Source organism: Pseudomonas simiae, from assembly GCF_000934565.1.
In the GTDB taxonomy this organism is placed as follows: Bacteria; Pseudomonadota; Gammaproteobacteria; order Pseudomonadales; family Pseudomonadaceae; genus Aquipseudomonas; species Aquipseudomonas simiae.
On the sequence record NZ_CP010896.1, the window covers coordinates 5,410,625 to 5,425,508 of the forward strand.

9 protein-coding genes are annotated in these 14,884 nt (G+C 53.1%); 6 read left to right on the forward strand and 3 right to left on the reverse strand.

The genetic code is table 11. From position 1 onward, the window contains the following. Nucleotides 1-5: 5 nt before the first annotated feature. The 4 genes from PF1751_RS24600 to PF1751_RS28645 are packed head-to-tail and all read left to right on the forward strand — an operon-like array spanning nucleotide 6 to nucleotide 9,614. On the forward strand, nucleotides 6-2,150 hold the full coding sequence (locus PF1751_RS24600) for a hypothetical protein (protein WP_044287949.1): 2,145 nt from the start codon (nucleotides 6-8) through the stop codon (nucleotides 2,148-2,150). Further along, nucleotides 2,147-3,688, forward strand: a complete 1,542-nt coding sequence (locus PF1751_RS24605) for a hypothetical protein (protein WP_044287951.1) — start codon at nucleotides 2,147-2,149, stop codon at nucleotides 3,686-3,688. Before PF1751_RS24600 ends, PF1751_RS24605 begins: the two co-directional genes overlap by 4 nt. Beyond that, nucleotides 3,681-9,164: an ATP-binding protein gene (locus tag PF1751_RS24610; protein WP_044287952.1), complete on the forward strand. Its 5,484-nt coding sequence runs from the start codon at nucleotides 3,681-3,683 to the stop codon at nucleotides 9,162-9,164. Before PF1751_RS24605 ends, PF1751_RS24610 begins: the two co-directional genes overlap by 8 nt. Nucleotides 9,165-9,188: 24 nt before the next feature. Then, nucleotides 9,189-9,614, forward strand: a complete 426-nt coding sequence (locus PF1751_RS28645; RefSeq protein ID WP_080923232.1) for a very short patch repair endonuclease — start codon at nucleotides 9,189-9,191, stop codon at nucleotides 9,612-9,614. A 3-nt stretch (nucleotides 9,615-9,617) separates the two neighbouring features. On the opposite strand, the gene PF1751_RS24615 is transcribed toward PF1751_RS28645, so the two are convergent. The 3 genes from PF1751_RS24615 to PF1751_RS24625 are packed head-to-tail and all read right to left on the reverse strand — an operon-like array spanning nucleotide 9,618 to nucleotide 12,899. Next, the gene (locus PF1751_RS24615) at nucleotides 9,618-10,700 is read right to left on the reverse strand and encodes a ComEC/Rec2 family competence protein (protein WP_044287953.1); all 1,083 of its coding nucleotides are present in this window, start codon (nucleotides 10,698-10,700) and stop codon (nucleotides 9,618-9,620) included. Further along, nucleotides 10,669-11,751 (reverse strand): hypothetical protein, encoded by a 1,083-nt coding sequence (locus PF1751_RS24620; RefSeq protein WP_044287955.1) that lies wholly within the window; start codon nucleotides 11,749-11,751, stop codon nucleotides 10,669-10,671. Before PF1751_RS24620 ends, PF1751_RS24615 begins: the two co-directional genes overlap by 32 nt. Next, nucleotides 11,748-12,899, reverse strand: coding sequence for a caspase family protein (locus PF1751_RS24625; protein WP_044287956.1), 1,152 nt, complete (start codon nucleotides 12,897-12,899; stop codon nucleotides 11,748-11,750). The genes PF1751_RS24620 and PF1751_RS24625 overlap by 4 nt, the downstream gene beginning before the upstream one ends. A 628-nt stretch (nucleotides 12,900-13,527) precedes the next feature. On the opposite strand from PF1751_RS24625, the gene ycaC reads away from it, so the two are divergent. Both ycaC and PF1751_RS24635 read left to right on the forward strand, forming a co-directional pair. After that, the gene (gene ycaC, locus PF1751_RS24630; RefSeq protein ID WP_010206820.1) at nucleotides 13,528-14,160 is read left to right on the forward strand and encodes an isochorismate family cysteine hydrolase YcaC; all 633 of its coding nucleotides are present in this window, start codon (nucleotides 13,528-13,530) and stop codon (nucleotides 14,158-14,160) included. Nucleotides 14,161-14,313: 153 nt separating this feature from the next. Continuing rightward, on the forward strand, nucleotides 14,314-14,880 hold the full coding sequence (locus PF1751_RS24635) for a hypothetical protein (RefSeq protein WP_010206821.1): 567 nt from the start codon (nucleotides 14,314-14,316) through the stop codon (nucleotides 14,878-14,880). Nucleotides 14,881-14,884: the final 4 nt, after the last annotated feature.

Here is a 14,884-nt window from a genome sequence, read left to right on the forward strand (position 1 = left end):
GGGGAATGGATAGCACCCAAATGGAAGGGGCGCGCTACCCCGCTGCCCTTGTCGACTGGGCCGGCCATCACTCGGGGGGAGTGAAGCGGCTTTTAGACAACGAAAGCGGGCAGCCCAACAAACTATTATTAAGGACAAGCCTTCTGGCTCGGCTCCAAGCCTGGACCGAGAAGCTTCCGGCCGACAGCACGAGCATCCCAAGGATTATCCTGCTGGTTGGCGGACCAGGTAATGGAAAAACCGAAGCGATCGAGTCCACTATCCACTGGCTAGACGCGAACCTAGGCTGTGGAGGACGGCTCATCGAAGAGCTTTCAAAGGCATTCCATCCATCCGCTGGATTCAAAGTTCCACGAATAGTAAGCGTCGATGCTGGAAGCCTTTCAAGACTCGATAGTAGTCTGAGCTTAGATATAGTTCAGGACGCCACTTCGACAGCTGGTCACGAGGGAAGCACTGCGCCAGCACTCCTTATCGAGGAGCTCGGCAGGCTTCTGGATGGGCCACCATCCCAAGCTTATCTATGCTGCGTTAACCGGGGCGTCCTCGATGACGCATTGATACATGCTCTCGACAATAATCTGGAAAAACCGCGCGCCATCCTCGAGGCTGTTACGCGGGCTGTAAGCCTGGCATACGATGCCCCTTCATGCTGGCCACTCGAAGGTTTCCCATCGATTGCAGTCTGGCCAATGGATGCAGAGTCCCTACTAGTCCAGCCTGACGACGCGACTTCGGCGCCAGCCGAAATCCTAATCGGCCAGGCCACTGCATCCGAAATGTGGCCCATAAAGGGAGCATGTCCAGCAGGCGAAAAATGCCCCTTCTGTACCAGCCAGGTCATCTTAGCCAGAGATGAGCACCGAACTGCGTTACTGAAGATTCTACGCTGGTATGAGCTAGCCAGCGGCAAGCGTTGGAGCTTCCGTGACCTTTTCTCCCTTACCTCGTACTTGTTGGCTGGTCACCACCCAGTAGTTCATGACTCAGCAAGGCACACGCACCAATCAACACCTTGCCAGTGGGCCGAGAATCTTGTCGAACTTGACCACAAAGCAGCCGGCACAAAAAAGCACAACCGGCAATCACTCACTGCGATTTTCCACCTAGCAACATCAAGCTACCAACATGCACTGTTCCATCGTTGGGACAAGGATGCGGCGACCTCGCTCCGCCGTGATCTCAAGGACCTAGGCCTCGAGAAGGAGCTAGATGCCGAAGCAGGGCGAACCCTGATGGGGCTCGTGCACTTTCTTGCAGAGAGAAAGACACATTACCTTCCGGCTACAATTGCGCCATTGCTGGAAGGCCTCGTCGATACCTTAGACCCAGCATTCGCAAGTCCCGACAGTCAGGTCGCGGTAAGTAGCCAAAGCATGGTTAGCCTCGGCGACCTCGACGTTCGCTTCAGTCGCTCCCTAGCCGGCGGAATAGAGTTCATCCGCAAATATAAAGTCTTATCGCGAAACGAGCTGGAGCTACTCAAGCGACTTTCTAATGCAGACGAAATGCTTTCAATGCCTATTGTCCGACGAAGGAGACCTGTCGCGGCCAGTCGTGTTCAACATTTACTCCGCGACTTTGCTTGCCGCCTAGTCCGCAGAAGCATTTGTACCCGAACGGCAGTAGTTGCAGATTTCAAGATCCTGCAGGCTTTCCAACTGGTCGTCGAAGAGAATGACAAGCACCAGCTTTACGAGGTTGTACAGCAAGTGAAGGGCCTGCTGAATACAGGTCAGGAATTCGAGGTCTCACTAACCACTACATTCGGACAACCACTTCCACCCAAGCAACGTCAGGCGACATTGGTTGTGCCTCTACGCCAGGTCAGGATGCTGCCCCAGAACACTCCAGGACGGCCTCGTCCACCAATCTGTTACCTCGGGGTCGGCCATGTGCAATCGGCGCAAGCAATCCCCCTTACCTATGACTTGTTCAAGGCAGTGAAGGAGCTAGAGAGGGGGCTATCCCCTGCTTCTCTCCCTCGTACGGTCTTGGCGCTATTAGATACAACAAAAGCTCGTCTTTCCGGTTCCATTGTCCGGGATGAGGAACTTCTCGAGCATGCCAAAATCCGCATCGGGTCAGATGGCACTGTAGTAGCTCGCTCATGGGATGGCTTAGTCGCGAGCAAGGAGGATGTCGAATGAGCCTTATGGAATTCAAACAAGCACCTTGGCGCTTCTCCAACAGCATTTATCAGAAGTCGGCTCTAGCCATGAGCCCCGCGCCGGAATACGCAAGCTCAGAGGTCCTTCTAGCCTCGCTCTACCGGACGATAGGCTTTGAATCAGTAAGCGAAGGCAGCGTGCCACAGGCGGGACGTGACTTAGATCGACGCATACAGAAACTTCGGGAAAAGAGCCAACTGCCGCCAACTGGAGCCGTAATAGGCGTGGATGCCTGGCACACAGTGCTTCACGGGATATTGGAGAGCCCAAAACTTCCTAACCAGTCTTCCAAACGCTTTGTGCAGGTTACTCCTCTCGTACCAGGAGCGGCGATCTTCTCTGGCTCCGCTCGCCTAAGTAGCAACTCCTGGCCTGCCGGCAGCTTGATACGCCGCATGGTTTGCCTGGGTTCAAAAGATCAGGAATCAGCACAGCGCCTTTGGAAACATCTCTTCGACTCTTTAAGTGTCAATGATAACGACGACTTCTTCGCTCGCTGGCTTGAGCAGGAGACATCGTCGTGGAATCAAGGCACAGGTGCATGGTCTCTTGCGCGGATTCCGGAAGAGGAAGCAACAACACTGACGGCGTCCGACTTTAAGGAAATTCAATTCCTGCCAGCCAGACGATTTGCCAAGGACCTGCAAGCCATCATGCAGGCGAAAGACTCCATGACTCGCCGGCAATGGACTAGTTTATTAGAGGCTGTGCTGCGCCTAGGAGCAGTCTCCCATGTGACATGGTTATGTGATGTCCACGCGAGGATTTGGAGCTGTCTCTCCGCAGCATTTACCGAGGGCGCGACGCCTAACGAGCAAGAGGTAAGGATCGCAATTTTCCCTGAAGCCCCGCAATACATGGCTTACGGAGGAAAGGCACTTCAAGGTATCAAGGACAAGGTGTCCAGCTACCTAAACGCGAGACTGGGGATAAATACGCTCCTTTGGTCACTGAAGCAAATAGGAACCCCCTACGAGGGCGATTTCTCCTCAAGCAAAGGAATTGCCGCACTTTGCCAGCATATCCAAAACCATAGAGATTCCCTCCTTCGCGCAGGGACTCTCGAAACCATTATCGATATACGCGAGCAAGAAGCTCGCGCGTTGCTATGTAGGAAAGGTATCGGCTCGAATTTGCTGGAATTCGCGAGGCACGCGCTAGGGCAACGCCAGACTGCAGTCCCGTTGCTCAGGGGGTATGACCAGGGATATATCCTCAAGAAGAAAGGAAGCAGTCCGTCCAGCCCATGGATCGTATCCCTTGGACCTGTAGCTGTGTTGGCTTTAGTCCACTGCGCCCTCGCCGGGATGGGTGGGCCTCGCTCAATCCATAGACTAGGACTACACCTCGAGGCCTACGGCATTACCGTAGATAAACACGAAATAGCCAGGAATGACTTGGGGCACCAGCTAAGGATGCTTGGTCTTGTGCTCGATAGCCCAGATGCCGAGAGCGGCATGCTGCTATTGCCACCCTTCCACACGAGCCAAGTCCTTCAGGAATACGAATATGAATAAACTCGCAAACTGGCTCGCATCAATTGTCCGTGAAAAAGCTTTGGGTGCAACACAGGGGCTTAGCGGCAAGAAATTTGAGTATCGGCTGATTTTCCGCGGCCCACCCCTTGAGATTCTCGAGCAAGTCTACGTGGAGCTCGCTCGTGATGGGGGAATTCAAGTTATGTCTGGAATAGACGGCAGTATGGTGACTCTACCAGTACTGCTCCAGTATCCAACTGACCAGTTGAATAGCCATAAGCTTCGTATCGGGGAGTCTGGCAAATGCGATAACGACCATTTGCTGGATGTACGAAATGATCCAAATAATTCCAGCTTCGTAGCCCTAGTTCCTGCGGGCCAGCACAACAACCTTTCGATCGAGTCTTCAAGTGATGTATTCGGCATGAGTGCCGATCTCGAAAAATGGTGGGACGACGGCTTTGTGCAGCAATCGGTAAATGAGGCATTGCTCGCCGCAGGCATCGTAGATCCGCAGAGAGACGATGCGAAGCAATTAATCCATGCAGCTGCAAGCTCCATCGACGAGGTGGATCCAGAGCATGCCAACCACGCAGCTTCATGGCGCATGCTATCCCGCATATTTTCGATAGAGACTGCCCAACTACATCTCTCACCAGGAAATGCGCTTGCCCTGGCATGTGGTCTCCCCCCAATGGCAGACAATGGGCTCTCGTCGAAGGCACAGCTCTCCGTCATAGCGAAAATTGCAGATGAGCTTGCTGATGGGTTCAAGACTGGTATTGAACGCCTAGCACAGGGCGCGCCTGACGATATCGCTCAAGCTCTTCGCGAATTGCTCCACCACCTTCAAGCAAGCTGCGACGTCCCTACTGCCTTTGAACGTGCGACCCAGGCTTTTTATTTGCCAGGGAAAGCCCTAGCGCTAGTTTCTCCACCCGTTTGGTGGACGCTGCTAACTATAGAGCAATGGACTGTTCTGCTTGCCGAAGAGCCCGATGAAGTTATCGGAGAAATCAGTATTCGATGCACGAATAGTATTATTCCCGCAACCAAGGGCTTACCAGCGATAGTGCGTGATAAGGTGGAGCTAGCCGTCTCTACGAGCGAAAGCGGTCAACCAGAAGAGTTTCTACTGACAGGGGGCTCCTATGGTAAGGCGCCAACCCCGTTACAAGCATCCTCTAGCGGAATTAATGAATACACAGATCTTCTCCCTCCCGCACACAAGACACCCTTAACTTATAAGGTCACCTCTACGGGTTGCAAGCCTGCAAGTGTCCGGGTCATTTCGTTAATGAACTGGAAGCCAGGGATACTGGTAACCTGCAGGCTAGCGACAAAACTGTCACCACCTAAGAAACCCAGTAAAAAGACTGCAGCGATGGACTGGGAGACATCCCTTTCGCTGCCTGGTTCGGGGCGATATGAACTGCGCTTCCACTTATCGCCAGGAGCAACCATTGGCAAAGTGGAAGGCATGTCGGACGATGCTACTGAACTAGAAGGACAGCAACAATCCATCGACGCGCGGATCGTTGGAGAAGATGAATATCTAGTAGAAGTTGAGGCCGACGGTAAGTATCAGCTAGATATCGCCTTTAACCTCTTGGGCGAGGCCTCTCCTCAGACCTGCAGAGTTTACCTTGCTTGCGATGAAGCAAAGGAGGAAGGCTGCCGGAGTGAGTTCGAGCGCCTAATCAAGCTAAACCGCCGACATCTTGAAAAGTTCGACACAAAGGCCGTCGTCCATCTGGACCGGAATGCGCGTGCTTCAAGCTTGCAGACCTGGATACTTGAGGAGCAGAACGTAGCCAAATCGTTCAGCCCCCTAGTGATAGCAGATGACTACGTATCTAGTTGGGTTCCACCCAACTGGAATGCCGCTAACGGTCCAATTCTCTCGCAAGGCCGCTTCCTGCATGACCCGCGCCCGAACATTCTGAGTTTCCAGCCACCAAAAGGATTCGTGGAAGCTCGCCAAGAGATTGCAAAATATATACGAGGCGATGACCAGTCGGGACTCATCGAGTCTGCGACGCTAGGAGCCTGGCTCTCGGATGACACTGAGTTTCGCGTACTCGCCGAAACCTATCTTGATGCTTATATGTCTTGGCTCGACACCGACCCGGACATTGCTTGTTGGATAGATGCCATTGCGGTCTGCTCGCTAGAACTAGACGGACGAACCCTGAGTAGAATTCCAGACGCCATCATCCTTTCCCCCCTTCATCCATTGCGACTTGCATGGCATTGCCTTGCCCAGAAAGTCCTACGGGATGAAGTGGAAGGCGACTCCCCCTTACCTTGTCCGGCGGCAAGTATTCTTGACCCAGATTGTGTTCCCGACCTGTTGACCATCTCTCTACAGTCTCCAAGTGGCGTAGAGCGAATAGACTTTCTGTCCGTCGAATGTAGCTCGGACTATTGGTCCGTTCTCTGGAATGGCTCTCGTCTTGGACAGTTACCAGCCCGTACCCGCCGGCCCCCATTCGACAATACTTTTGGCCTAACTGTCGGTGGTATCTCAAGTGGATTCAGTCCAGCTCAGGTTTCGCGCGCACTCGACGATGTAACTAACCTTCTTGCAGCAAAGCCCATTATCAGTCTGGTAGTGTCTAGTGCAGGTGGTACCACTGATGCCTGCAACGAAGGTTTAACCAACTGGTGTACAAAGCGGTTCGGTAACGGAGGCGCGAAAGCACCGATGCAAAGTGTCGGTGCGAAGATTTTGGAAGTTTTCGATACTAGGCTTTCAGGAAGGCCTGACCAAGCCACGATCGCCAACCTCTCCGAGGACACCGATAACCACGTTCGCTGGTATGACAAACAACCTTTAGGCGCCACGCCTGATCTAGGCATCATTGCACAATTAGATTCGGCAGAACCTGGGTCCAAAGATGTAGGCATGCTCTCACCGATGGGCGTTGGCGGCCTAATCAGACATAGGGTTAGGCGTCAGCTTCAAGGCTCATTCCTAAGTGAATCACGTCAAGGCCTGCAGATGCCTCCCTCTGGCGAACCATTTGCCGACAAGGTGTCAACATGCATGCTCATGGTCGAAAGGATGAGGGACAGTAAGGTAGGCCTGCAGTTCTCGCCAAGCGTCCACGCAGTGTCAGACATGCTTAAGGAAAATAGCGCCGGTTACGTTGCAGTCTCGTCCTCTGCAATTGACCCTGCTTGCTTTTTGGGTGGATGGATCGAAGGCACTTACCTGTGGGACTACGACCTCCCCTCATACTCCCATCGTGCAGGCGATACCAGTGGCTACTACCTCTTATCACAGGTCAAGGAAGCCGATCGTGATGCGTTACGCCGTGTACTGAAGCCCCTTCCAGGATGCGACAACTTAAACGATTCCAAGGTCGAGCAGATTCTTCTGGAGGTCGCTAGAAGGGGAATCCCCACCGTACGCGGCCTCTCTGGGGACGATACAGGTGCTACAGGCGACCTTGGCCTCTTCCTAGCGGTCCGACTCCTTCAAGACCAGTTCCGCGTTGAAGGAAACCTGAATAGCTTGTTACCAGTGCTGGCGGGGTCGTCAGAGGAATCTACAATCGCAATAATCGTTCCCGTCGACCCATTCAGAGGTTATCTTGCCGACCTTGCACGTTCCCTCGGCAAAGAACGCAAAGAGACCTCCCTTTCACGCCCCGACCTGCTGGTAGTCGGCGTACGAATCAGTAGCGACAAAGTGCATCTCCATCTGACGCCCATAGAGGTCAAGTGTCGTCAAGGAAGTGTGTTCGGAGCCACCGATGCCTTCGAAGCCCTTTCGCAAGCCAGAGCACTCTCAAAGCTTTTGGAGGCCATCGAGGAACGCGCCAGTAAATCTATGGCATGGAGCCTGGCTTACCAACATCTACTACTTTCTATGATTGGCTTTGGCTTACGAGTCTACAGTCAGCATCAGGCAGTAGAGGGGCAGGCGACCCGATGGGCGAGTTACCACGAGCGCATCGCCGCAGCGATCCTCGACCCTGCATCAAGACCTAGCCTAGATTTAAGAGGACGACTTATCGTCGTCGATGATTCAACCTTGAGCGGTCCACACGATCGTGATGGCGACAATTTCGAAGAGACGATTGTCATTTCAAGTAAGGATGCAGGTCGTATCGTAGTCGACAACGACCCACAGTCGTTCTACGACGCTGTGCGTGCCAAAGTGGGTGATTGGGGACTATTGCCTCCCCTGCTGACCAAGACTACCAGCGTGCCTTCGTTCGACAGTTCCGCAGCAAAAAACGAACAATCATTAGACCCTTCAATAATTTCGAACAGCGCACCGGTAGTGCAGTTAATCGACGAAGAAACATCCTCCAGCAATTCAAATGGAGAGATCGCACCTTCCTTGATACCTGACGAATTAGGCGCAGGCGTAATCCTTTCCGTAGGCAAAACAGTTGATGGTTTCGAGCCAAGACCGCTAAGTCTAAACATATCGGATACTCGACTAAATCAATTGAACATCGGTGTGGCAGGTGACCTTGGCACAGGTAAGACCCAATTCCTCAAGTCGCTTATCCTGCAGATATCCAGAGCCAGCGATGCAAACCGTGGGATCAAGCCACGCTTCTTGATCTTCGATTATAAGAGCGACTTTAGTAGCCCGGATTTCGTAAAGGCTACGGGGGCAAAGGTGGTAAAACCCTACCACCTACCCCTGAACCTCTTTGATACCACCGGAATGGGGGAATCTTCCGCACCATGGTTAGATCGGTTCCGGTTTTTCGCAGACGTCCTCGACAAGGTGTACTCGGGCATAGGTCCTGTGCAGCGGGACAAACTGAAAGCAGCTGTCCGTAACGCTTACGAGGCAGCTACTGCTCAAGACCGCCAGCCTACGATCTACGATATCCATGCGGAATACAGAGAGATACTCAGCGGAAAGTCGGACGCGCCAATGGCAATCATTGATGATCTGGTAGACATGGAGGTGTTTGCGAAGACCAAGGGGGAAACAAAACCTTTTGACGAATTCTTCGATGGCGTTGTGGTGATATCCCTGAGCTCCATGGGACAAGACGACCGCAGCAAGAACATGCTCGTCGCCATCTTACTAAACATGTTTTACGAGAACATGCTCAAGGTACCCAAGCGAGCTTTTACTGGCACCGACCCGCAGCTCAGGGCGATCGATTCCTACCTATTGGTGGACGAAGCCGACAATATCATGCGTTACGAATTCGACGTTCTACGCAAGCTGTTGCTACAAGGCCGGGAGTTTGGCACTGGCGTGATATTAGCATCGCAATTCCTTAGGCACTTTAAGGTCGGTGCGACCGACTACAGGGAACCACTACTGTCCTGGTTCATCCACAAGGTACCAAACATCACGCCTGCCGAGCTGGGAGTCCTCGGCTTTACATCGGATCTTGCTGAACTATCAGAGCGTGTGAAGACCCTACCTAATCATCACTGCCTCTATAAGTCTTTCGATGTCTCGGGAGAGGTAATTCATGGCTTACCTTTCTACGAACTGGTTAAGAAGGGAAATGAAAGCCCGGCCTAGGAGCTCTCAACGCGGAGGTCGGATATGACCGACTTCCTCTCCCCTAAAGAACGGTCAGAAAGGATGGCCCGAATCAAGGGGAGCAACACTCGCCCAGAAATAGCACTGCGCAAAATTTTGCATAGTCTAGGCCTGCGCTACCGTTTGAATGGGGTTGGCTTGCCCGGCAAGCCTGACCTTGTCTTTCCCCGGTATAAGGCTGTGGTTTTCGTCCACGGATGCTTCTGGCACAGGCACTTCAACTGCACAATTGCCACGACACCGAAAAGCAATACAGCATTTTGGGTGGAAAAATTCGAGAAAAATGTCGCTCGGGATTGCCGCGTAACAAATACTCTCGAAGCGTCGGGCTGGAGAGTATTCGTTGTCTGGGAATGTGAGGTTGCATCCGTTAGAAAGGCAAAGGTAACAGGAGAGCGCCTTGCTGAATGCATACGCAAGAAACAGTAGCGGCTAAAAGGTGATAGTTAATCCATCCTCTGCGTTGCCATACGTGGTGACGTAGTCGAACGCACTGCGCCAGTCATCCCTATCCCATTTTTCATTGATAGCACTCGGGACATTAAATCCGACATTTGCAGGACGTTGTTTACTGTAGCTGAGAATACGAGCTAGAGTTTCGTCATCTGGATGCCGGAAGCGCGAGCCATCGGTTGAAATCAGCCATTGTTGGCAAATCACACTTTCTATCAACGCCTTACACAGATTGCCATTGCTGCCATGGTGGGGGATTTTAAAGGCTGTCAGCTCAAGTGGCTGGGTCGGAGACAACAACTGCACTGATCTCTTCAAGTCAGTAGAGAACGAATCCCCGGACAGTAATATTCGCTTACCTTGATACTCCAGTAACAGGACAATGCTGCTGGCATTAGCCGGACTATCATCGCGGTTCCGACCTCGCTCGGCGAGGCGACTGAGCGCCGACTGGCTGTCTAGCTCCCGAAGCTCTACAGCGCCACCCATCCGTTCCAGTACTGAGGTGCTATGCTGCTCCCTCTTCAGCGCTGCCTGCACTTCTTTCTTCCAAACAGGTTTCAGCGCACTGAGCCGTTCTGCTGTTGGTCCTAAAACGGTCAAGCGCATTCCGCCTTCCAGATCCAGCCAAGGAAGAGGGAGCGTCTTTTCACAACAAACGGGACCACCATTGAAATGCTTGTTCCAGTGTTGTGTCTCAAGCCAGCGGCTCAATCGTTCGCCCTGAACGGCACCCATCGACTCAAGCCCACTGTCTGGCTTGTGGCCATCGAGATGCGCAAAACCATTAAACCAAAAATCCTTAGTCGCAAAACCTGATAGGGGAGCGGCATCGACTAGGCATGACAACAAGCCACCAATATGGTCTCGGTCTATGTGGGTGACCACTACCAGCTCGAATACGCGTTGAGCTTCAGGCAGGCTGTTGATGCGTTCACGCAACTGCCTGCCAGTTTCCTCGGTGCCCATGTCGATCAGCATTTGATAAGGCGCTTCAGAGTTCCCCCAGCGCACCCAGATGGCATCACCCTCACGCGCGGGTAGGAGTTGCAGCGTCAGCATCGTGGTCCTCCGGTAATCGGTCGCATAAATAGGTCGAGCGCCAGTCGACAAAGGGCGCGCATTTACCCAGACGAGACAGGGCTTCGCTACGAGCACTACTATCACCCTCAGCAGGCCAGTAGCGCAGCAGATCAAGAAGTAAGGAGAAGGTTTCGGTAAATAAAATGCGCTGTTTACTGGCATCACAGGCAAGTTGCAACGCTATGTGACGCTTCTCAGGAATTCGCGCCAACTGCGAGGCTAGCAAGATTTTACCGTCAGGAAGCCAGTCGAAACGCTGTACCAAATGGATGAGAAGAGCCAGCTTGTCATTGAGGCGACCTGTCTTGTGAAGGATCAGTGCGGCCAGCACGGCACCAGTTGGGTCGACGAACTTCTCCAGCAAGGTTTTCATCGCGTTACTGGCGAGCCGTGCTGCAGACTCAAACTGACCAGCGAAAACCATGCTCTCCATCGCTGAGGCAATGCTACGGGATTGCGAGATATTGATCTCGGGTAGCTTGGAAGGAGCTTCGGCATGGCGCTTTACATGACAAGTCACCGAGTAGCGATGGTCGCCAGCACTAATAGGCAGGCTTGCTCGAACCGCGCGTCCAGCTATACGTATTGTCGCAACTGGAACCTGCTCCATGTCCTCTGTATGACGGATGATCCAATGGCTTTCCACTGCATATACAGTGACATCTGAACTGATGTCGACTAATTCCATTTCTGATTTCAAGGATTGAAGCTGGTGCATTTCGCTTAGCGAATGAAAATCGTGCTCCTTGGTAGAAGCCGGAGGCTGAAACGGCAAATCTGGGTCCAGCGAGATACGGGTCGACTCTTTTTCGGTGACCGCTACAATTTTGGTGGTTCGCTTCCCATCCTCGAGAACCGCGCTAATTTCGTAGAGCCCGATTGGCAGGTCAAAGCGTCGACGAGTGGTCGCAGGCTGGATCAAAATCAAATCACTGTCGCGAATTTCCACTCGGATCCCTTCGCCGCGATAGTAGAGTTTTGAATCGACATCTATCTGCAACACCCCACTCTTTTCTCCATTAGTTGTCATAGTGGCAGCACCTTCTCATTGCTGGGAGGTTGGAGATTCAGGCAATCCTCATCTTTACCTGGAGGAGTGAGAGTCGTTACTTCAATTGCATAAAGGCCCGCGCGGACCCTAGCCGTGAGTGGCCAGGCTGAATGATTCGCGTAAAGCAATGCACCTCGATGCTTGAGGTTGGCCGTGTAGTTGGCGCTGTTGAAACCTGATCGAATAGAGATTGTCAAGTCGACATCAGGCGGCTTCGAACATTCGTGGAAAATTGCGTTGGTGATTTTTCCAGTGCATTCAACCTGCTGTATCTCACCGGCTGCGTTGGCCAAGGACTGCACTGCCGCTGGTAGGTACTCGACCAACGTATTGACCGACACACGCCAAGGAGAGTTGCGCTCTCCTTCGGAGCGCGCCGCATGCCCCTCTTTAAGACCCGACATAAGAGCATCACAAAAGAGAGTCAGTTTATCCTTGCTTGCAAAGGCACCTTGCCCAGAAGATGCCGAGAGAAACAACGGAGAAGTCTTGGCTGAACCGGTACGGCTTACGTTACCACCCATCACACCGGCGAGGACGTCGTAGCGCTCGACGTCGGCAGGCACATCGCGGCATACATCGACGAACCAGAATTGTGTTTGGGCAGTTTCTCCATGGTTCATGGCGTCGTGCATCATTTTCATATCCACAGCACCGGTATACGTTGCATAACGATGCTGCGGGTCAGCGAAATCATTCAACAACAATACCGCGCCATTTTTACTAAACTGCACACCGTGCCCTACAACATACACAATGGCGATATTATCTTCGTGGCTTGCGGCAGCATCTCTGAATTCGGTGAACATGGCCTCGACATTTTGCCGGGTGGCCTTCCAATCACCTTTAAGGAGAGCGTGAATACTTGGCGAGATGGTCTCATCTGGTGAAGGAGATAACAGCACGCGCAAGCTGCGCAAAGGTAGTTCGCTGCGGCTATAGTCTTCCATCAACCAAGCGGCGAACTCTGATGCAGAGCGAGCAGCGGCTGAAAGTTGGCCGATACCAAATTCCTGACCTTGCGAGCTGCAATTTTGGCTCCCGAGCAGAAATTCGTAGGCACTCACTCCAATCACCAACGCATGGGTACCGGGCTGGCTCAAATCTTCTGTTATCAATGACGCCATGGTGGCAGCCCACTCCTTGCCTGATGCCGAACGAAAGCGCGTGAGCATAGCAACAAGCCATTATTGATGCAGAGGATTATCCGTAACGTAGCGACCTTGATCCGTCCTTCAGTCGACTCCAAGCACTGTAGTGCCCTGAATATCCCCCAACAGTTACGAAAGCCCTAAGTGGGGGGACAAATGGGGGGACAAAGATTTTATACCAACAAAAACCCAGCAAAATAAGGCATAATCAGGAAAATAACGCCGCCCAAAAGCCGGCTTTTTAATGCCCGCATAAACCCCAAGTCAATTGTCCGACAAGCCGTTGGACATTTGAATGAGCAAAAGCGGGCAGCTTATAGCCCGCCCTGCCTCTAAGGCTGAATACACGCCATAGCCCGCTCCGCCACTGTCTTCGCCATCCCCACCAAGTCACTGCTGCAACCCAGCCACACGCCCCCAGGCATCCTAAAAGCTCAGTCCTTCATTCACGACAAAAGGCTTGGCGTACGCAAAGACAAGCATTGTCACGCCTGAGTTGACGGTATTACCGTTTTCACCTGCTTTATCCCCCGACAGCCACCCATTAATCTGTGCCCATGTTGAACGCAACGCCCAACCAACCTAAACAAAAAAGGATTCAACCATGAGCGCTCCAACCTACAACCGCCTCAACAAAGACGACGCCATTGTTCTGTTGGTCGATCACCAGACCGGCCTGATCTCTCTGGTGCAGGACTTCTCGCCCAACGAGTTCAAGAACAACGTGTTGGCCCTGGCCGACCTGGCCAAGTTCTTCAACCTGCCGACCATCCTTACCACCAGTTTCGAGCAAGGCCCGAATGGCCCGCTGGTGCCGGAGTTGAAAGAGATGTTCCCGGACGCGCCGTACATCGCCCGCCCTGGCCAGATCAACGCGTGGGATAACGAAGACTTCGTCAAGGCGATCAAGGCGACCGGCCGTAAGCAGATCATCATTGCCGGTGTAGTGACGGATGTGTGCGTAGCGTTCCCGACCTTGTCGGCGCTGGCGGAAGGGTTTGAGGTGTTTGTGGTGACCGATGCGTCGGGCACGTTCAATACCACGGTGCAGCAGGCGGCGTGGAGCCGGATGACGCAAGCCGGTGCGCAGTTGATGAACTGGTTCTCGGTGGCGTGTGAGCTGCACCGCGACTGGCGCAACGATATCGAAGGCCTGGGGAATCTGTTGTCCCAGCGTATTCCCAACTATCGCAACTTGATGAATGGTTATGCGGCGCTGACGGCTCGCAAAGACTAAGTCAAATCGCCACACACCATAAGCCTGCCTTGAAACGCAGGCTTTTTGCGTCGTTACCTAGCCATTCGCCATTAGTACACTCGCCCTAATTGTGGCTGCACCGCCTCACCACTAAAGTCCTTCGCTTATTTCGAGCCTCAAGGAAGGACGCTATTGAATACTTTAACCAAGGTCGGTCGCTGCCTGGCACTTCTGCCCCTATTGCTGACCAGCGCAACATCGGTATTGGCCGATGAACAAACACCGATTGGCGACTGGTCGATCATCTACGGCAGCGGCCGGGCCCATCAAAATGTGATGTATGTGGCCGACCGTACCTCGGTGGTGCCCTCGAACCACAACAAGGGCGCCAAATTGGTGGCCGTCACGGTGGTGTATGAAGAACCGGGCAAACCAATGATCGATGTGTACAACATCGAAGTGCAGTGCTCCACGCGCAAGGTGCGCTTTCTCAACGGCCAGTCGGTCGCGCCATTTTCCTACACCCTCACGCACTTGAAGGTCTCCAACACGTGGCAGACGCCAAAGGAGTTCTGGCTCGACCGCACGCTCGCGTATGTCTGCGAACCGGGCAAGAGCAAGGACACCATCGCCATGGGCAAGATGACCCATCTGCAGATGATCCAGACTACCAAGGCCATGTTCGAGCAGTTGGGCCCGACTCAGGAGAAGAGCCAGATGATTGATGACCTCGACGACATGCTGGGCAACAAGCGCTGAGCAA